The 17,876-nt window shown below is 74.3% G+C and carries 15 protein-coding genes; 5 read left to right on the top strand and 10 right to left on the bottom strand.

Going from position 1 to position 17,876, the window contains the following annotated elements; translation table 11 throughout:
* Positions 1–1,035 (bottom strand): YibE/F family protein (locus tag G6556_RS08380; protein ID WP_346774789.1); only part of this gene is annotated, 1,035 nt, incomplete at its 3' end.
* Positions 1,036–1,122: 87 nt separating this feature from the next.
* Entirely contained in the window at positions 1,123–2,508 is a 1,386-nt protein-coding gene (locus tag G6556_RS08375; protein WP_166940321.1) for a glycine--tRNA ligase, read from the bottom strand.
* A gap of 169 nt (positions 2,509–2,677) precedes the next feature.
* Between G6556_RS08375 and G6556_RS08370 the strand changes: the two genes are divergently transcribed.
* From G6556_RS08370 to G6556_RS08360, 3 genes are read left to right on the top strand one after another with little or no spacing between them, the layout of a single operon-like run.
* Positions 2,678–3,628 (top strand): metal ABC transporter substrate-binding protein, encoded by a 951-nt coding sequence (locus G6556_RS08370; RefSeq protein WP_166940319.1) that lies wholly within the window; start codon positions 2,678–2,680, stop codon positions 3,626–3,628.
* Positions 3,625–4,416 (top strand): ATP-binding cassette domain-containing protein, encoded by a 792-nt coding sequence (locus G6556_RS08365; protein ID WP_166940317.1) that lies wholly within the window; start codon positions 3,625–3,627, stop codon positions 4,414–4,416. Before G6556_RS08370 ends, G6556_RS08365 begins: the two co-directional genes overlap by 4 nt.
* Positions 4,413–5,390 (top strand): metal ABC transporter permease, encoded by a 978-nt coding sequence (locus G6556_RS08360; protein WP_166940315.1) that lies wholly within the window; start codon positions 4,413–4,415, stop codon positions 5,388–5,390. Before G6556_RS08365 ends, G6556_RS08360 begins: the two co-directional genes overlap by 4 nt.
* A gap of 21 nt (positions 5,391–5,411) precedes the next feature.
* On the opposite strand, the gene G6556_RS08355 is transcribed toward G6556_RS08360, so the two are convergent.
* Complete coding sequence (locus tag G6556_RS08355; RefSeq protein WP_166940313.1) at positions 5,412–6,260, bottom strand: PRD domain-containing protein; 849 nt, start codon at positions 6,258–6,260, stop codon at positions 5,412–5,414.
* A 78-nt stretch (positions 6,261–6,338) separates the two neighbouring features.
* Positions 6,339–8,426 carry a glucose PTS transporter subunit IIA gene (locus G6556_RS08350; protein WP_166940311.1) on the bottom strand — a complete coding sequence of 696 codons (2,088 nt, stop codon included), beginning with the start codon at positions 8,424–8,426 and terminating at the stop codon, positions 6,339–6,341.
* A 212-nt stretch (positions 8,427–8,638) separates the two neighbouring features.
* Here G6556_RS08350 and G6556_RS08345 point away from each other — a divergent pair, with 212 nt between their 5' ends.
* Positions 8,639–9,304, top strand: coding sequence for a VTT domain-containing protein (locus G6556_RS08345; RefSeq protein ID WP_166940309.1), 666 nt, complete (start codon positions 8,639–8,641; stop codon positions 9,302–9,304).
* Here the strand turns inward: G6556_RS08345 and G6556_RS08340 are convergent.
* The 3 genes from G6556_RS08340 to recO all read right to left on the bottom strand — a co-directional run bounded on the left by G6556_RS08340 (position 9,301) and on the right by recO (position 13,348).
* Entirely contained in the window at positions 9,301–11,706 is a 2,406-nt protein-coding gene (locus G6556_RS08340) for a transglycosylase domain-containing protein (RefSeq protein WP_166940307.1), read from the bottom strand. The genes G6556_RS08345 and G6556_RS08340 overlap by 4 nt on opposite strands.
* A gap of 134 nt (positions 11,707–11,840) precedes the next feature.
* Positions 11,841–12,617, bottom strand: a complete 777-nt coding sequence (locus tag G6556_RS08335; RefSeq protein WP_166940305.1) for an isoprenyl transferase — start codon at positions 12,615–12,617, stop codon at positions 11,841–11,843.
* Positions 12,617–13,348, bottom strand: coding sequence for a DNA repair protein RecO (gene recO / locus G6556_RS08330; protein WP_166940303.1), 732 nt, complete (start codon positions 13,346–13,348; stop codon positions 12,617–12,619). The genes G6556_RS08335 and recO overlap by 1 nt, the downstream gene beginning before the upstream one ends.
* 382 nt (positions 13,349–13,730) lie before the next feature.
* On the opposite strand from recO, the gene G6556_RS08325 reads away from it, so the two are divergent.
* Positions 13,731–13,928 carry a hypothetical protein gene (locus G6556_RS08325; RefSeq protein WP_166940301.1) on the top strand — a complete coding sequence of 66 codons (198 nt, stop codon included), beginning with the start codon at positions 13,731–13,733 and terminating at the stop codon, positions 13,926–13,928.
* 155 nt (positions 13,929–14,083) lie between these two features.
* Here the strand turns inward: G6556_RS08325 and leuA are convergent, their stop codons facing one another.
* The 3 genes from leuA to G6556_RS08310 form a co-directional block, all read right to left on the bottom strand.
* A complete protein-coding gene (gene leuA, locus G6556_RS08320) occupies positions 14,084–15,856 on the bottom strand; it encodes a 2-isopropylmalate synthase (protein WP_166940299.1) in 1,773 nt (590 codons plus the stop codon).
* A gap of 176 nt (positions 15,857–16,032) precedes the next feature.
* Positions 16,033–17,469, bottom strand: coding sequence for a PQQ-binding-like beta-propeller repeat protein (locus G6556_RS08315; protein ID WP_166940297.1), 1,437 nt, complete (start codon positions 17,467–17,469; stop codon positions 16,033–16,035).
* Between the two features lie 43 nt (positions 17,470–17,512).
* Positions 17,513–17,876 (bottom strand): FHA domain-containing protein (locus tag G6556_RS08310; RefSeq protein WP_166940295.1); only part of this gene is annotated, 364 nt, incomplete at its 5' end.

The raw sequence follows: 17,876 nt of genomic DNA, 5'->3' as shown, positions 1-17,876 counted from the left end.
CGCGATCGCCGTGGTCAGCGGGATCGCCAGCACCAGCCCGATCGACCCGACCAGCGTCCGCACGACCTCCTCCGCGATCTCGCCGCTGGTCAGCGTGTCGAGCAGCGTCCGGTCCGACATCGCCACGAGCAGGATCAGCGGCAGCGCCGCCCCGAGGTACGCGAACGCCACGGTGTAGACGGTCGACGCGATGTGGTCCCGCCCGATCCGCATCCCGCCCCGGAACAGGTCCCGCCGGGAGGCGGCCGGCGACAGCGCCCGGATCTCCCACACGGCCGACACCTGAGTGATCGTCACGTCGTTCAGCACGCCGAGCCCGGCCAGCACGATGCCGCACAGCAGGATGCCCCGCAGGTCGGCGTCGGGGGCCGCGGACCGCAGGTCCAGGGCGTACTCGCCGCTGAGGAAGTTCAGGTGCGTGGCCCCGGTGGCCCAGGCGGCGAGCACACCGGTGGCGAGCAGCCCCCCGAGGGTGCCGAGCAGGGCCGTCGACGTCCGGATGGACACCCCGTGCGCGAGGTAGAGCAGCACGAACATGAGCGCCGACGCGGTGACCAGCGCGACCGGCAGCGGCGGTCCGCCGGTGAGCAGCGCGGGCACCGTGAACCACAGCACCCCGCCGACCGACACCACCAGCCCGGCCAGCGCCCCGAGCCCGCGCAGCCGCGCGACCGCCAGCACCAGCACGCCCATCACGGCGGCCAGCAGCGCCATCGGCGGCCCGCGCACCAGGTCGACGAACACGTACGGAGCGGCCCCGCCGGCCTGCGGCAGCGTGAGCACCCGGATCCGGTCACCGGCCTGGATGACGTCGAGGTACTCGGGGGCGACCTGCACCGTGACGGACTCGCCCTCGTCGGTCTCCGCGAGCAGCGCCGGACCGGTGTCCGCCCCGGCCAGCAGGTCGACGTCGGTGGCGGTCACCTCGAGGTAGGACGACCCGTCGGGCGTGGTCTGCAGCGTCGGCGCGGCCTCGCGCGGCCAGAGCGCCACGAGCCCCGCGACGGTGGCGAGCAGCGCGACGCCGAGCAGCACGACGACGACGGCGCGGGCCCGCCGCCCGACGGTGAGGTCGGGAGCGGGACCCGCGCCGTGCGCGTGGCCGTGCGAGCCGCCCAGGGGTCAGGCCCCGACGAGCCGCTGCGCGAGGTAGCCGGTCACCTGGTCCAGCGCGACGCGCTCCTGCGTCATGTCGTCGCGGTGCCGGATCGTGACGGCCTGGTCCTCGAGGGTGTCGAAGTCGACCGTGATGCAGAAGGGGGTGCCGATCTCGTCCTGGCGGCGGTACCGGCGGCCGATCGCGCCGGCGTCGTCGAAGTCGACGTTCCAGGACTTCCGGAGCTCCGCGGCGAGGTCGCGCGCCTTGGGCGACAGCGCCTCGTTGCGGGACAGCGGCAGCACCGCGGCCTTCACCGGGGCCAGGCGCGGGTCGAGCTTGAGGACGGTGCGCTTGTCGACGCCGCCCTTCGCGTTCGGGGCCTCGTCCTCGGCGTAGGACTCGATGAGGAACGCCATGAGCGACCGGGTCAGGCCCGCGGCCGGCTCGATGACGTACGGCACCCAGCGCTCGTCCTTGGTCTGGTCGAAGTACGACAGGTCCTGGCCGGAGTGCTTGCTGTGCGTCGACAGGTCGAAGTCGGTGCGGTTCGCGATGCCCTCGAGCTCGCCCCACTCGGAGCCGCTGAAGCCGAACTTGTACTCGATGTCGACGGTGCGCTTGGAGTAGTGCGAGAGCTTCTCGGCGGGGTGCTCGTAGTGCCGCAGGTTGTCGCGCGAGATGCCCAGGTCGACGTACCAGTCGGTGCGCTGATCGATCCAGTACTGGTGCCAGGTCTCGTCGGTGCCGGGCTCGACGAAGAACTCCATCTCCATCTGCTCGAACTCGCGGGTCCGGAAGATGAAGTTGCCGGGGGTGATCTCGTTGCGGAACGACTTGCCGATCTGGCCGATGCCGAACGGCGGCTTCTTGCGCGCCGTGGTCAGCACGTTGGCGAAGTTCACGAAGATGCCCTGCGCGGTCTCGGGTCGCAGGTAGTGCAGGCCGGACTCGTCCTCGACCGGGCCGAGGTACGTCTTCAGCATCATGTTGAAGTCGCGGGGCTCGGTCCACTGGCCGCGGGTGCCGCAGTTCGGGCAGGCGATGTCGGCGAGGCCGTTCTCGGGCGCGCGGCCCTTCTTCTCCTCGTACTCCTCGAGCATGTGGTCCTCGCGGAACCGCTTGTGGCAGTGCAGGCACTCCGTCAGCGGGTCGGTGAACACGCCGACGTGGCCGGAGGCCACCCACACCTGGCGCGGCAGGATCACCGCGGAGTCGAGGCCGACGACGTCGTCGCGCGACTGCACGACGGTGCGCCACCACTGCTTCTTGATGTTCTCCTTGAGCTCGACGCCCAGCGGCCCGTAGTCCCACGCGGAGCGGGAACCGCCGTAGATCTCGCCGCTCTGGAAGACGAAGCCGCGCCGCTTGGCGAGGGAGACGACGGAGTCGAGACGGGACGGTGCTGCCACGGTGAGTGCTCCTGGTGCCGGGGTCCTGCGCGCCTGGGTGACGCGGGGGAAGGGATCGTGCGACAGGCTACCGGGCCCGGACGGCCCGTGACCGGCCGCGCCGCACCGCGGGACGACCGCGTCGCCTGCCGGTTTTGACACTCGTTCTCAACAGTTCGATGATGGGCGCATGCCGTTGCGCCGCACCCTGCCCCTCGCCGTGTCCGCGGGGGTCGTCCTCGCCCTGTCCGCCTGCTCCTCCCCCGGCTCCGGCGGGTCCGGCGGCGGGTCCGGCGACGGCGACGGCATCGCGGTGCTGGCCTCGTTCTACCCGCTGCAGTACGTGGCGGAGCAGGTCGGCGGCGACCTCGTGTCCGTGGACACGCTGACCCCTCCCGGGGCCGAGCCGCACGACCTCGAGCTCTCCCCCGCCCAGGTGGACGAGGTGGGCCGCGCCGACCTTGTCGTCTACCTGTCGGAGTTCCAGGCCTCCGTCGACGACGCGGTCGACGCGAACCCGCCGGCGCACGTCGTGGACGCGGCGCAGGACACCGAGCTCCACGCCGCCGAGCACACCGAGGAGGGCGAGGAGGAGCACGCCGAGGACGACGGCCACGAGCACGGCACCCTCGACCCGCACTTCTGGCTCGACCCCACCCGCCTCCCCGCGGTCGCCGACGACGTCGCCGCGCAGCTGGCCGAGATCGACCCCGACCACGCCGACGAGTTCCAGGCCAACGCCGAGGCGTTCGCCCAGCAGATGGCCGACCTGGACGCGGAGTACGAGACCGGCCTGGCGTCCTGCGAGAGCCGCACCATCGTCACCACGCACGAGGCGTTCTCCTACCTCGCCGAGCGGTACGACCTGGAGCAGGTCGGCATCTCGGGCGTCGACCCCGAGGGCGAGCCGTCGCCGGCGCGCCTCGCCGAGGTCGGGAAGGTCGTCCAGGAGGAGGGCGTGTCCACGATCTTCTTCGAGACCCTCGCGAGCCCGAAGGTCGCCGAGACGCTGGCCGACGAGCTCGGCGTCGACACCGCGGTGCTCGACCCGCTGGAGGGTCTGACGGACGACACGCAGGACTACGTCTCGGTCGCGCAGGCCAACCTGGAGACGCTCCGTACGGCACTCTCGTGCTCGTGACCGACACCACCGCGGCCGAGCCGGCCGTCCTCGCCACCGGCGTCGACGTCGTCCTCGGCGGGCACCAGATCCTGTCCGGCGTCGACCTGCGGGTCGAGCGCGGCGAGGTCGTCGCCCTGCTCGGGGCGAACGGCTCCGGCAAGTCGACCCTGGTCCGCGCCCTGCTCGGCATCGCGCCGCGCACCGCGGGCGAGGTGCGGCTGCTCGGCGGGGCCCTGGGCAACGGCGTGCCGTGGGAGCGGGTCGGCTACGTGCCGCAGCGGCTGCCCGCCGGCGGCGGCGTCCCGGCCACCGCGCTCGAGGTGGTGATGTCGGGCCTCGTGCACGGCCGCACGCTGCGCCCGCCGCGGGACGCCCGGAAGCGGGCGCTCGCCGCGCTGGACGAGGTCGGCATGGCCGCGCACGCGCGCCGCTCGGTGCTGCAGATGTCCGGCGGCCAGCAGCAGCGGGTGCTGATCGCCCGCGCGCTGGTCCGCCGGCCCGACCTGCTCGTGCTGGACGAGCCGACCTCCGGCATCGACCTGCCCACCCAGGAGACGTTCGTCGCCACCGTCCGCCGGCTGCACGAGCAGGGCGGCACGGTCCTGGTGATCCTGCACGAGCTCGGCTCGTTCGCCGGCCTGATCGACCGCGCCGTCGCCCTGCGGCACGGGCGCGTCGTGTACGACGGCCCGCCGCCCGACCCGCGCGGCGAGCACGCCGGCCCCGGGCACGAGCACACCCACCCGCACGCCGACCCGCCCCCGCCGGACCCTGGCACCGGGCTGTCCATGGAGGTCCTGCCGTGACGTGGTTCGAGACGCTGGGGGCGATGCTGTCGTCCCCGCTGATGCAGCGCGCGCTGATCGCCGCCGTGCTGGTCGGCGCCGCCGCGCCCGTCGTCGGCACCTTCCTGGTGCAGCGGCGGCTCGCGCTGATGGGCGACGGCCTCGGCCACGTGGCGCTCACCGGTGTCGCGCTCGGCTGGCTGGTCGGCACCTGGGCGGGCCTGGTCCCGCAGGACGCCCTCGCCATCCCCGGCGCCGTCGTCGCGGCGCTGATCGGGTCGGTCGCGATCGAGTGGGTGCGCGCCCGCGGCCGCACGTCCGGCGACCTGGCGCTCGCGCTGATGTTCTACGGCGGCATCGCCGGCGGCGTGCTGCTGATCAAGCTCGCCGGCGGCACGAACGCCAACCTGGTGTCCTACCTGTTCGGCTCGATCTCGACCGTGTCGACCGGCGACCTGTGGTGGACCGCCGGCCTCGCCGTCGGCGTGCTGCTGGTGGGGCTCGGCCTGCGGCACGTGCTGTTCGCGGTGAGCCACGACGAGGAGTTCGCCCGCGGCTCCGGCCTGCCGGTGACGGCGCTCAACATGGTCGTCGCCGCGATGTCGGCGCTGACCGTGACGATCGCGATGCGGGTCGTCGGGCTGCTGCTGGTGAGCGCGCTCATGATCGTGCCGGTCGCGGTCGCGCAGCTCGTGGTCGGCTCGTTCTCCCGCGTCATGGCCCTCGCGTCCGGCATCGGCGTCGCGGTGAGCGTCGTCGGGCTGTCGATCACCTACTGGGAGGACATCCCGCCGGGCGCGACGATCGTGCTGCTGGCCATCGGGCTGTACGCGCTGGCGGCGGTCACCCGGCCGCTGCTCACGCGGCGCGGCGCGGGCGACGCACCGCACGACCCGCACCCCGAGCTGCCGGACGACGTCGCGCTGCCCGTCGTCGGCGCCGGACCGGGGGCGGCGGACTGCCGCCCGGGCGCACCGGGCGGCGCGACCCGCTGAGCCGCGCCCGCGCCCGGCAGGTCAGGCGGGCTGCTGCGCGTCCTGCACCACGCGGGCCACGTGCAGGGCCAGGTAGGCCACCTCGTCCGGCGTGAGCGACGCCTGCAGCCGCACCTCGACCAGCCGGGCGAGCCGGTCCGCCGTGTCGACCGCCTCCGGGTAGGTCGCGCGGATCGCGTCGCCGACGGCCGAGTGCTTCGCGTCGTCGAGCTGCCGGCGCTGGTGCACCCGGACGAACAGGTAGCGCAGGTGCGTGACGAACCGGCCGACGCTGACCCCGCCCGCCTCGAGCGCCACGCCGTGCGCGCCCGCCACCACGTCGAGGAACTGCTGGATCAGGCCGGTCATCGTGTAGCTGAACGCCAGGTCGCCCGTGGCGAAGCCCGCGTTCACCAGGTGCAGCGCCAGGCCGACCGCCTCCGTGGGCGGCAGCGGCGTCGGCACCCGGGCGTTGATCGCGTCGAGCAGCAGCAGGGCCTGGGCGTGCTCGTCGGCGTAGAGGTTGGTCACCTCGGCGAGCAGCGGGTACTCGACCGCCTGCCCCGCCTCGGCGCGGGCCAGCGCGAAGCTGACGTGGTCGGCCATCGCCACGACCAGCGCCGGCCGGGCGGCGACCGCCTGGAGGCCGACCTCGGTGAGCGCGTCGCCGACCAGCTGGACGTGCTCCGGCGGGATCCCCGCGAGCAGGCCGGCCAGGTGGTCGGGGTCCCGGCCGTCGTCGGGGCGGAACACCCGGACGATCCGCTCCGGGTCCGCCGCGTCGCCCGGGCGGGCCTGGAAGCCGAGGCCGCGGCCCGTGAGGATGACCTCGGACCCGTCGTCGTCGCGCGCGAGGACCAGGTTGTTGTTGAACACGCGGAGGATGTCCACGTCGCTCCTCGCCGGTGGCTCGGGGTGGGGTGTGCGGGCGGGGGCCACGCCGTGCGGTCGCGGCCCCCGCCCGGGCGGTCAGGGCTCGACGTCGACGACGACCGCGCCCCGGGCGACGGTACCGGCCCCGTGCGGCTCGACGCGCGTGAGCGCGCGGGCGTTCACGACCGTCACCAGCGTCGTGGTGTCGTAGCCGGCCGCGCGGACGACGTCGAGGTCGACCGTCACCAGCCGGTCCCCCGCCGCCACGTGCTCGCCCTTGCGGACGGCGACCTGGAAGCCGGTGCCCGCGAGCTTCACCGTGTCGATCCCGACGTGCACCAGCACCTCGACGCCGTCGGCCGTCTTCAGGCCGAACGCGTGGCCCGTGTCGGCCACGGTCAGCAGCTCGCCCGCGACCGGGGCGACGACCACGCCGTCGGCCGGGACGACGCCGACGCCCTCGCCGAGCGCCTTGGACGCGAACACCGGGTCGTCGACCTCGGCGAGCGGGACGACCTCGCCGGCCACGGGGGCCAGGACGGCGGTCGTCGGGGCGCCCGGCGCCGCGGGGGTGGCGCCGGCGGCCGGGGTCTCGGCGGCCGGGAGGGCGGCGCCCTCGGCGGCCGCGACCTGCGCGCCCACCGTCGCCGGCACCGGGGCCGCCTCCGTGGCCGCGGACTCCAGCGCCAGGTCGGCCTCCGCCTGCTCGCGGGCGGCCCGGGCCTCGGCCCGCTGCTCCGGCGTGCGGTAGTCGGACACGATGACGAGCACCATCGAGACCACGAACGCCGCGGCGACCGCGATCGCGTACACCGGGATCGGGCTGAACACCGGGATGGTCAGCAGCGAGGTGAACGCGAACGCCTGGGTGTCCACGCCGCCGAGCACGCCGATGATGACGCCGCCCACGAGGCAGCCGACGAGCATGCGCGGGTAGATCCGCTTGAACCGCAGGTGGATGCCGTACAGCGAGGGCTCCGAGATGCCGCCGAGCAGACCCGCGGCGAGCGCACCGGTCGCGGTCTGCCGCATCTGCACGTCCTTGTCGCGGACCGCGAGCACGAGCACGCCGGCGGTGGCGCCGAAGCAGGCGAAGTTCCACGCGCCCATCGGGCCCTGGATGAAGTCGTAGCCCAGCGTGTTGAGGTTGACCAGCATCAGCGCGTTCAGCGGCCAGTGCAGGCCCAGCGGCACCAGGAACGGGTAGATCAGCGGGATCACGATGGCGAACACGATCGGGGCGTTGCCGTTGAGCCACGCCAGGCCGTCGCCGAGGCCGGAGCCGAGCCAGATGCCGAGCGGGCCGAGCAGGAACGCGGTGACCGGGATCATGACGACCATCGACAGGAACGGCACGAACACCATCTGGATGTTCTCCGGGAACACCCGCTTGAGCCCGCGGTACAGCGGGGCGAGCACCGCGACCATGATCAGCGGGACGAACACCTGGCCGCCGTAGTCGTTGAGCTGCATCGGCAGGCCGAACACGTCCGCCACGCACGCCGTGGTGCCCAGGGTGGCGTTGGTGCTGCACACCGTCGTCGCCGCGTCCGTCAGGGACAGGAAGTTCGGCGTCATCACGGCGGCCATCACGGTCGCGCCGAGCCACGGGTCGACCTGCAGCTTCTTCGCGGCGTTGTACGCGACCATGATCGGCAGGAAGTAGAACACCGCGCGCCACATCGCGTCGACGAACACCCAGGTGGCGGGCTTGTCGTCGGCGCGGAAGTCCACCACGCCCAGCGCGTCCAGCACCGCGGCGAACGCGATGATCAGCGAGGCGCCGAGCAGCACGCCGAGCAGCGGGCGGAACGAGTCGGACAGGTACTCGAACACCGCGTCGAGCCAGGCCACCTTGCCGCGGGCCTTCGACCGCGCCGCGGCCTTGACGTCGGCGTCGGACGGCCGGCCGCTGCCGACGCCGGCCATCTCCGGCAGGTGCATGATCTGGGTGAACACGGTCTGCACCGCCCCGCCGACGACCACCTGGTAGCGGTCGCCGGACTGCGGCACGGCGCCCATCACGCCGGGCACCGCCTCCACGGCCTGCTGGTCGACCACCGAGGCGTCGCGCAGCTCGAAGCGCAGCCGGGTGGCGCAGTGGGTCAGGCCGAGGACGTTGGACGGTCCTCCGACCGCCCGGATGATCTCCTCGGCCCTGTCGCGCGTCGTCGCGGACGTCATGTCGTACTCCTCGTCGAGAGCCGACGTCGTCCGGGCACAAAAAAAGACCTGAGGCGCATCGCTGCGGCTCAGGTCTTGCCCCGCGACGACGGCGGGTAACAACCCTGTGTGAACTCAGGTTCGGCGACGAGGTTAGCACCCCCGGGGCCGGGGTCCGCCCAGGACCTTCGTCCCCGCGAGGTCAGGCTCCCCTCACTCGTAGACTCGGGCGGGTGAGCGAGACGGCGGCGGCGTACGGCATGGGCGGATGGCCGTTCTGGGCCGTCATCGCCGGGCTGTTCGTCGTCGTGATGGCGCGCTCGCACCTGTTCTACTGGGTCGGGCGCGGCGTGACCTCGGGTGCGTCGCGGCTGGCCGACCGGGTGCCCGGGCCGGACGACGCGGCGGACGGCGGCACGGGCGCGGCCGTGGAGGCGGGCGCCGAGGGTGGCACGGATCACGCCGGTGCCGCGGGCCGACGGGGCACGGTCCCGCGCGCCCACGTCCAGCGCCTGCTGCGCACCGCCACCGCCCGGCGCGGTCTGGCCCTGGTGCACCGGTTCGGGCCGTTCGCCGTGACGTTCGCCTACCTCACCGTCGGCGTGCAGACGGCCGTGTTCGTCGGCTCGGGCCTGGTCCGGATGTCGTACCCGCGGTTCGTGGCGGCGTCGATCCCGGGCAGCGTGGCCTGGGCGTTCATCTGGGGGACGGTCGGGCTGGGGGCTGTCTGGGCGGCCGTCCGGCTGGCGACCGTCTCGCCCTGGGGGCTGGCGGCGGCGCTGGTCCTGCTCGCGGCGCTGGTCACGGTGCTGGTGCTGCGCCGCCGCGCCCGCGCCCGCCGCACGACGACGGCGTCCGGCTCCGCGGCCGCGACCGCGCGGGTCGACCAGCCCGCCTAGTCCGCGAGGTCGGGTTCGGCAGCGGGTTCGGCAGCGGGCTCGGGCTCGGCCGGACCGGACCCCTGCCCGCCCCCGCCGGGACCGCGCGACGGGTACAGGGTGATCGTCGACCCCGGCGTCGCGGTCCCGATCCGGCTCTGGCTCGCGATGACCCCGGCGGGCAGGTCGGACGCCGTCCGGCCGCCGATGACGGCCTCGAACCCCGCCGCCCGCAGCGCCTCGACGGCGGCCTCCTGGCTGAGCCCGACCACCGAGGGCACCGACGACGCCCGGCCGACCCGGGTCTCGTCCTGCGCCGGGGTGAAGGCCGGGTTCGGCTGCCCGTCCGCGAGCGCCGCGTCCATGAACCCCCGCCACGCCACGCCGGCGATCGTGGCGCCGAACACGTTCCCGTACCGCCGGCCGTCGATGACCACGTTCTGCATGGGCGTGGGCACGTCCGGGGAGCCGACCCAGGTCGCGGCCGCGAGGCGGGGCGTGTAGCCCACGAACCAGGTCTGCTCGTTGCGGGTCGTGGTCCCGGTCTTCCCGGCCGCGGCGTAGCCGGGCGTGCCGAGCGACCGGCCGGTCCCCTGCCACACCTGGCCGAGCGCGTGGTTCATCCCGGCCGCCACCTCCGGGTCGATCGCCTGCCTGCAGCCGGCGTCCGGGACGGGCAGCGCGGCCCCCTCGGAGTCGCGCACGGCCGTGATCGGGACCGGCCGGCAGTACCGGCCGTCGGCCGCGAACGCGGCGTACGCCCCGGCCAGGGCCAGCGGGCTGGTCGCCTCGGAGCCGAGCACGTTGGCCGCGTACGCCCCGAACGGCTCGCCCTCGGCCGGCTGCGTCGACTGCGTGACCCCGAGGTCCGCCGCGCCCTGCATGATGTCGCAGAGGTCCAGCCGCATCGCCATCGACAGGTAGCCCAGGTTCACCGACTGCCGGGTGGCCTGCAGCACCGACATCTGACCCGAGCCGCCCTCCGCGTTGCGCACCGGCCAGGTCTGGCTCGGCAGCCGCGCGCCGCACGCGGTGAACTGGTTCGTGTTGAGCGTGCGCGCGGTGCCGTCGACGGCCTGCCCCAGGTTGTTCCCCTGCTTCAGCCACTCGAGCAGCGTGAACGGCTTGAACGTCGAGCCCGGGGCGAACCCGCCGGAGCCGCCGTAGGAGTACGAGGTGCTGTAGTTCACCGACACCGCGCGGCCGCTCGCCTCGGCGGTGTTGTCGAAGGTCCGGTTCTGCGCCATCGCGACCACGTGCCCGGTGCCGGGCTCGACGACCACCATGGCGGCCCCCACCCCGGACCGGTCCTCGACGGGGACGCGGCTCTTGACCTGCTCGTCGGCGAGCGCCTGCAACCGCGGGTCGAGCGTCGTCGTGATGACGAGCCCGCCGCGGTAGAGCAGGTCCGCCCGCTCGTCGGGGGTCTCGCCGAACGCGGGGTCGTTCCGGATGACGCGGGTGACGTAGTCGCAGAAGAAGCCGGCGCCGGGGATCGCCCCCTCGGCCGCCATGCACCCGCTGCGCGCCTCGCTCACCCGCAGGGTGTCGACGAGCGGCGTGGCCACCGCCGCGGCGTGCTCCTCGGCCGAGATCACCCCCTGGTCCCGCATGAGCCCGAGCACCGTGTTCCGCCGGTTCTCGGCGGCGGCGGGGTGCCGGGTGGGGTCGAGGGCGCTCGGGTTCTGCGTGATGCCGGCGATGGTCGCGGACTCGACCAGGTCCAGCTCCGCGGCCGGCTTGCTGAAGTACCGCCGGGCCGCCGACTCGACCCCGTACACCGCGACGCCGAACGGCGCGATGTTGAGGTAGCCCTCCAGGATCTCCTCCTTGCTGAGCTCCTTCTCCAGCGCCAGCGCCAGCCGCGCCTCGCGCAGCTTGCGCGCGTAACCCTCGGCGCCGTCCGACTCCTGCGCCGCCGCGACCCCGGCGGTGTCGCCGTCGCGCGCCGCCCGCTCGATGAGCACGTTCTTCACGTACTGCTGGGTGAGCGTCGACGCTCCCTGCTGCGACCCGGACAGCTGGTTCTGCACCAGGGCGCGCGCCATGCCGGTCGGGTCGATGCCGCCGTGCTGGAAGAACCGCCGGTCCTCGGTCGCGACCACCGCGGCCTGCAGGTGCGGCGACACCTGGTCCAGCGGCACGGGGACGCGGTCCTCGGCGAAGAACTCGGCGATGGGGGTGCCGTCGGCCGCGGTCATCACGGACCGCTGCGACAGCGGCCGGCGCTCCAGGTGCGAGGGCAGGTCGCGCAGCATCTCGTCGCCGACCTCCGTCGCGGTCCTGGTCGCGGCGACCGCGGGCATCAGGGTGCCGGCGAGCAGGAGGCCGCCGGCGCCGGAGGCCAGCAGGAACGCCAGCAGCAGCGCGACGGCCTGGGTCGGGGTGACGTGGTCCCGGGGCGGACGGGCGGAGGAGGCCATGCGCGCGACGCTAAGCAGACGGCCGGCACCACCCACCGCGGTCCCACGGACCGGGTAGGTGGTGCCATGACGACCCGCGGGAGGCCCGGTGGAGGAGCCGTGCCCACCTATCCCCCGCGCGCCGACGGGCGGCGTCAGGCCCTGGCGGGCTTGTCGACCGCGCCGCCGTAGCGGCGGTCCCGGCTCGCGTACGTCTCGATCGCGCGCCACAGGTGCCGGCGGTCGACGTCCGGCCACGGCTCGTCGAGGAACACCAGCTCGGCGTACGCGGCCTGCCAGATCATGAAGTTCGACGTCCGCTGCTCCCCCGAGGAGCGCAGGAACAGGTCGACGTCCGGCAGGTCGGGCTCGTCCAGGTAGCGCTGCACCGTCTTCTCGGACACCTTGTCGGCCCGGAGCCGGCCCGCCGCCACGTCCTGGGCGATCGCCTTCGCGGCGTCGGCGATCTCCGCGCGGCCGCCGTAGTTCACGCACATGGTCAGCGTGCAGGTGCTGTTCCCGGCGGTGAGCCGCTCGGCCTCCTCCAGCTCGGAGATGACCGACCGCCACAGCCGCGGCCGGCGCCCGGCCCAGCGGACGCGTACGCCCCAGTCGTTCATGACGTCCCGGCGGCGGCGCAGCACGTCCCGGTTGAAGCCCATGAGGAACCGGACCTCCTCGGGCGACCGCGACCAGTTCTCGGTGGAGAACGCGTAGGCCGAGACGTGCTTCACCCCGACCTCGATGGCGCCGGCGACGACGTCCAGCAGCGACGCCTCGCCCGCGGCGTGCCCGGCGGTGCGCGGCAGCCCGCGGGCGTTCGCCCACCGGCCGTTGCCGTCCATGACGATCGCGACGTGCTGCGGGACGAGCTCCTTCGGCAGCACGGGCGGGCGGGCCCCGCTCGGGTGCGGGGGCGGCGGAACCGGCATCAGATCCTCTCGACCATCGGCAGCGAGCGCAGCGTGCGCTCCAGGTGGAACTGCGAGTACGCGGACACCATCCCGTTGCCCTCCCGCCGGTGCCGCTCGGCGGAGGCGTCGGCCACCGCCCAGTCGCCGACGAGCAGCGCGGACAGCAGCGCGAACGTCTCCGGCGCGGGCGCGGTGGCGCCGGGCGGGCGGCACGACACGCACACGGCGCCGCCCTGCGCGACGGCGAAGGAGTGGTGCGGCCCCGGCCTGCCGCACCGGGCGCAGTCGGTGAACGAGGGGGCCCAGCCGGCGATCGCGAGCGCGCGCAGCAGGTAGGAGTCGAGCACCAGGCCGGGTGCGTGCTCGCGGGCGGCCAGCGACCGCACCGCGCCCACCAGCAGCCAGTACTGCTGCAGCGCGGGCTCGCGCTCGGCCTCGACCAGCCGCTCGGCGGTCTCCAGCATCACCGTGCCGGCGGTGTAGAGCGCGTAGTCCTCGCAGACCGGGCGGCCGTACGCGCCGAGCGTCTCGACCTGGGTGACGACGTCGAGGTTCCGGCCGGTGTTGAGCTGCACGTCGATGTGCATGAACGGCTCGAGCCGGGAGCCGAACCGGGACGTCGTGCGCCGGACGCCCTTGCCGACGGCGCGCACCTTGCCGTGGGTGCGGGTCAGCAGGGTGACGATCCGGTCCGCCTCCCCCAGCTTGTGGGTGCGCAGCACGATCGCCTCGTCGCGGTAGAGGCTCACCCGGACATCATCCCCCGCCGGCGCCCCGGGACGCGCACCTGTTCGCCGAGCGCGTGCCGCGTCGGCTCCCTCCGCGACGGCGCGGACCCGGCTGCCCTCAGGGCGAGTTGGCCATGCGCATCGTGTTCCCCGCTCGCCGAAACTGACGTTGCGGGCGAGAAACCGGTTTCGCCACAGTGGATCAACCTCGTGCCGCGGTCGGTGGGTGGCGCGGACCCCGCCGCCCTCCGGGCCTGGCTCCACGACCACGGAGGTCCTCGTGCCACATCGTTCTCGGCTGCACCTCGCTGTGCTCTGCGCCCTGGTCGGCCTGGGGGCCGCGTGCAGCGCCGCGAGTCCGCCGCAACCGTCTGAGCCCGTGAGCCATGACGAACGGACGCAGGTGCTGCACGAGCTGCTCGCCGCAGAGGCGGAGGCCGGCGTCGGCGCGGCAGAGTGGGGGGCGGACGGAACCCTGATCGTCCGCGTTCATGATGACCGGGTCACGGAGAGCCGGACGGCACTCGCCGAACGCCTCACCGCCACGTACGGCGTCGCCGTCGACGTGCGCGGCGGGGCCCCGGTCCGCGCCGAGCCGTAGCGCGCGGGCGAACGCCGACGCCCCGCCACGTCGCGAACGGCGCGGACGCGGCGACGCCCGGCCCCGCTGCCGCGCGCGGGTGGGCGCGGCGGGCGGGACCGGGCGCTGGGGCCGGTCGGGGGTGGCGCCGGCCCCGTCCTGGGGCCCGCGCAGGGTCAGCGGGCGGCAGCCGCCTCGCGCTCGGCGCGGTTGACGGCCGAGATGATGGCCTTGAGGGAGGCGGTCGTGATGGAGGAGTCGATCCCGACGCCCCACAGCGTCCGGTCGCCGACCGCGCACTCGACGTACGCGGCGGCCGCGGCGTCGCCGCCGGCGGACAGCGCGTGCTCGGCGTAGTCCAGCACCTGCACCCGGGCGCCGACCTGGTCCAGCGCGGCGACGAACGCCGCGATCGGGCCGTTGCCGGAGGCCTCGACGGTGCGGTCCACCCCGTGGTCGACCAGGTCGACGGCGAGCGTGTCCGGGCCCTCCTCGCCGCTGGTGGTCCGGGTGCCGCGGAGCGCGAACCGGCCCCACGCCTCCAGGTCGGACGCGGCGTCGACGGGCAGGTACTCGTCGGTGAAGATCCGCCACAGCGCGTCGGCCGTGACCTCCGAGCCGTGCGCGTCGGTGTACCGCTGCACCACCTGGGAGAACTCGATCTGCAGCCGGCGCGGCAGGTCCAGGTCGCGCTCGGACTTCATCAGGTAGCTGATGCCGCCCTTCCCGGACTGCGAGTTGACCCGGATGATCGCCTCGTACGACCGGCCGACGTCCTTCGGGTCGATCGGCAGGTAAGGCACGGCCCAGACGATGTCGTCGACGCCCTTGCCCTCGGCCGCGGCCCGGGCCTCCATCGCGTCCAGGCCCTTCTTGATGGCGTCCTGGTGCGAGCCGGAGAACGCGGTGAACACCAGGTCGCCGCCGTAGGGGTGCCGCTCGGGGACGGCCATCTGGTTGCAGAACTCGACGACCCGGCGGATGTGGTCGATGCCGCCGCCCACGGAGAAGTCGATCTCGGGGTCGACGCCCTGGCTGAACAGGTTCATGCCCAGCGTGACCAGGCAGACGTTGCCGGTGCGCTCGCCGTTGCCGAACAGGCAGCCCTCGATGCGGTCGGCGCCGGCCAGGTAGCCCAGCTCGGCGGCCGCGACGGCGGTGCCGCGGTCGTTGTGCGGGTGCAGCGACAGCACGACGTGCTCGCGGTACCGCAGGTGCCGGCCCATCCACTCGATGGAGTCGGCGTACACGTTGGGGGTGGCCATCTCGACCGTCGCCGGCAGGTTGATGATGACCGGCTTCTCGGCCGTCGGCTCGAACACGTCCAGCACCGCGTTGCAGATCCGGACCGCGAACTCGAGCTCGGTGCCGGTGTACGACTCCGGGCTGTACTCGTAGAACACCTCGGTGCCCGGGACGCTCTCCTCGTACTTCTTGCACAGCCGGGCGCCGGAGACGGCGATGTCGACGATGCCGTCCTCGTCGGAGCGGAACACCACCTCGCGCTGCACCACCGACGTGGAGTTGTACAGGTGCACGATCGCCTGCTTGGCGCCGGCGATCGCCTCGTACGTCCGCTCGATCAGGTGCTCGCGGGACTGGGTCAGCACCTGGATGACGACGTCGTCGGGGATGCGACCCTCCTCGATCAGCATCCGGACGAAGTCGAAGTCGGTCTGCGAGGCGGACGGGAAGCCGACCTCGATCTCCTTGTAGCCCATCTGCACCAGCAGCTCGAACATCGCCAGCTTGCGGGCGGCGTTCATCGGCTCGATCAGCGCCTGGTTGCCGTCGCGCAGGTCGACGGCGCACCAGCGGGGCGCCTTCGTGATCTGCTTCGTCGGCCACGTGCGGTCCGGCAGCTCGACCCGGATCTGGTCGGCGAACGGGCGGTACTTGTGCACCGGCATGCCGGAGGGCTGCTGGGCGGTGCGGGTGTGGTAGCTCATCGGGGGTCCTTCGCTTCGCGGGGTGCTGGGGTCAGCCGGCGCACCGAACACCGCGACGAGGATCCGGCCTAGAGGGCCTCGTCGCGGCGGCGAAGAAGGAGGCTGCGGAGCGTGAGCACGGTTCGACTGTACTCCGCACCACCGGGCGGACCGCAACCGCTCACGATGCGGACACGTCAGGTGAGCAGGATCAGCTCGTCCCGGCTGCGCAGCACGAGGTGCCCTCCGACGGCCGTCACCGAGCGCACGTCGTCCTCCACCGGCAGCACCCACTCGAGCTCGCCGTCCGACAGCCGGCGGGCCTCCATCGTCGGCCGCCCCGTCGCCGACCGGCCCGCGGCCAGCACGGTCGTCCCGTCGGTGAGCGGGGCCCACCACATGAGCACCCGCCCGGGCGACTGCCACTCGACCAGGCCCGTGCGCGCCTCGACGACCTGGTAGCCGTCGACGCCGAGCAGCAGCAAGTGGCCGCGCGCCTGCACCCGCACCGCCCGGTACGTGTCGTGCCGCCACAGCTCCGCGCCGTCCGGCAGCGACCGGCCGACGAGCGTGCCGCCCTCGTCCATCACCAGCACCCCGGGCGGGTCGCCGTCGGTGGCCGTGATCGTCGGGAACAGCGCGCGGGAGGCGAACAGCGCGCGCCCGGTGCGGTCGTGCACGACCCCGCCGTCGCCGCTGGACCAGGTGCCGAACACCTCGGCCGACAGCGACCCGACCACGAACGAGCGCGGCGGCGTCGCGGTGAGCTCGTCCCCGTCGACCGCGTCCAGCACGGTCGCCGACCAGCCCTGCAGCAGCACGAACGCGTCGTTCGCCCGCAGCTCCGACCCGCTGACGATCCCCTCGCGCAGCCGCAGCGGGGCGGTGCCGCGGTACCACCACACCCGCCGGCCGTCCGCCCCGGCGTACCGGCCCACCCTGGCGTGCCCGTCCGCGCCCACCCGCAGCACCACCAGGTCGTCGCCGACCCGCTCCACCGCGGCGAGCCGGCCCGACACGGCCCACCGGCCCAGCAGCTCCCCGGTGGCGCCGTCGAGCGCCGAGACCTGCGCCCAGCGCTCGTCGGGCGCGGGGAACGGCACCGTCCCGTGCGACCAGCCCCCGCCCGGGGTCAGGGGCGGCTCGACGACGCACAGCACCACCGGCCGGACGTCCGACCCCGCGTGCGGGCACCCGGTCAGCGGACGGGTCCCGGCGACCGGGCCGAGGTCCCGGGTCCAGAGCTGCTCCCCGGTGCCCTCGGCGTACCCGGCGACGTGGAACCGCCGGTCGCGCACGCCGGAGACGACCAGCGCGTCGGTCGCCGCCAGGACGTCGGCGGACCGGGCGACCGGGATCCGCCACCGCGCCCACGGCGGGCCGTCCAGCGGGGCGAGCATCCCGGGCGCGACCGCCGCCGGCGGGGCCGGTGCCGCCGCGCGGCCGACGAGGACGCCCGCCGCGACCAGAGCGGCCACCACCAGCACCGCGACCCAGCGGCGCCGGCGCGGCCGCGACGAGCGGGGCGGGCGCGCGACGGGCGGGTCGTCCGGCGGGGCCGGCGGCAGCCAGGTGCGAGGGCGTCCGGGCGCGCGCGGGCGGTCAGTGACGTCGACCAGCTCGACGTCCTGCATCGTGGCAGCAGACCGCAGGCGGCCCATGCGCCATCGTAGGCCCCTAGGCGCGCAGCCCCACCGCGATCGCCAGGTCGCCGAACGCCACCAGCGAGCCGTCCGTCAGCCGGACCCGCCGGTCCGGCAGGCAGACGATCCGCTGGCCGTCTGCCAGCGTCACCAGGGTGCCGTTGGTCGAGCCGCGGTCCACCACCCACGGGCCGTGCTCGTCGACGCCGAGCAGCAGGTGGGTCTTCGACACCGACCGGCCCGGGTCGGTCACCGCGACCGTCCGGACGCCCTCCTGGGGGTCGGGGTTCCGGCCGACGAGCAGCGGGGCGTCGAGGGCCGCGACCGTGCCGTCCGGGAGCCGGACCGCCCAGCCGGTGCCGGGCGCGGCGGCGGGTGCCGGGGGCGCGGCCGGGAAC

This window comes from Cellulomonas sp. IC4_254, from assembly GCF_011603975.1.
In the GTDB taxonomy this organism is placed as follows: Bacteria; Actinomycetota; Actinomycetes; order Actinomycetales; family Cellulomonadaceae; genus Cellulomonas.
The sequence above is the reverse complement of the archived record's forward strand: the minus strand, read 5'-3'. Positions and strand labels throughout refer to the sequence as shown.

What these genes read in the sequence shown, in the direction of transcription:
- G6556_RS08370 (WP_166940319.1), top strand. Translation starts at nt 2,678, where the DNA reads ATGCCGTTGCGCCGCACCCTGCCCCTCGCCGTGTCCGCGGGGGTCGTC.
- G6556_RS08350 (WP_166940311.1), bottom strand. Translation starts at nt 8,426, where the DNA reads ATGACGTCCGCGACGACGCGCGACAGGGCCGAGGAGATCATCCGGGCG.
- G6556_RS08340 (WP_166940307.1), bottom strand. Translation starts at nt 11,706, where the DNA reads ATGGCCTCCTCCGCCCGTCCGCCCCGGGACCACGTCACCCCGACCCAG.
- G6556_RS08335 (WP_166940305.1), bottom strand. Translation starts at nt 12,617, where the DNA reads ATGCCGGTTCCGCCGCCCCCGCACCCGAGCGGGGCCCGCCCGCCCGTG.
- leuA (WP_166940299.1), bottom strand. Translation starts at nt 15,856, where the DNA reads ATGAGCTACCACACCCGCACCGCCCAGCAGCCCTCCGGCATGCCGGTG.
- G6556_RS08315 (WP_166940297.1), bottom strand. Translation starts at nt 17,469, where the DNA reads ATGCAGGACGTCGAGCTGGTCGACGTCACTGACCGCCCGCGCGCGCCC.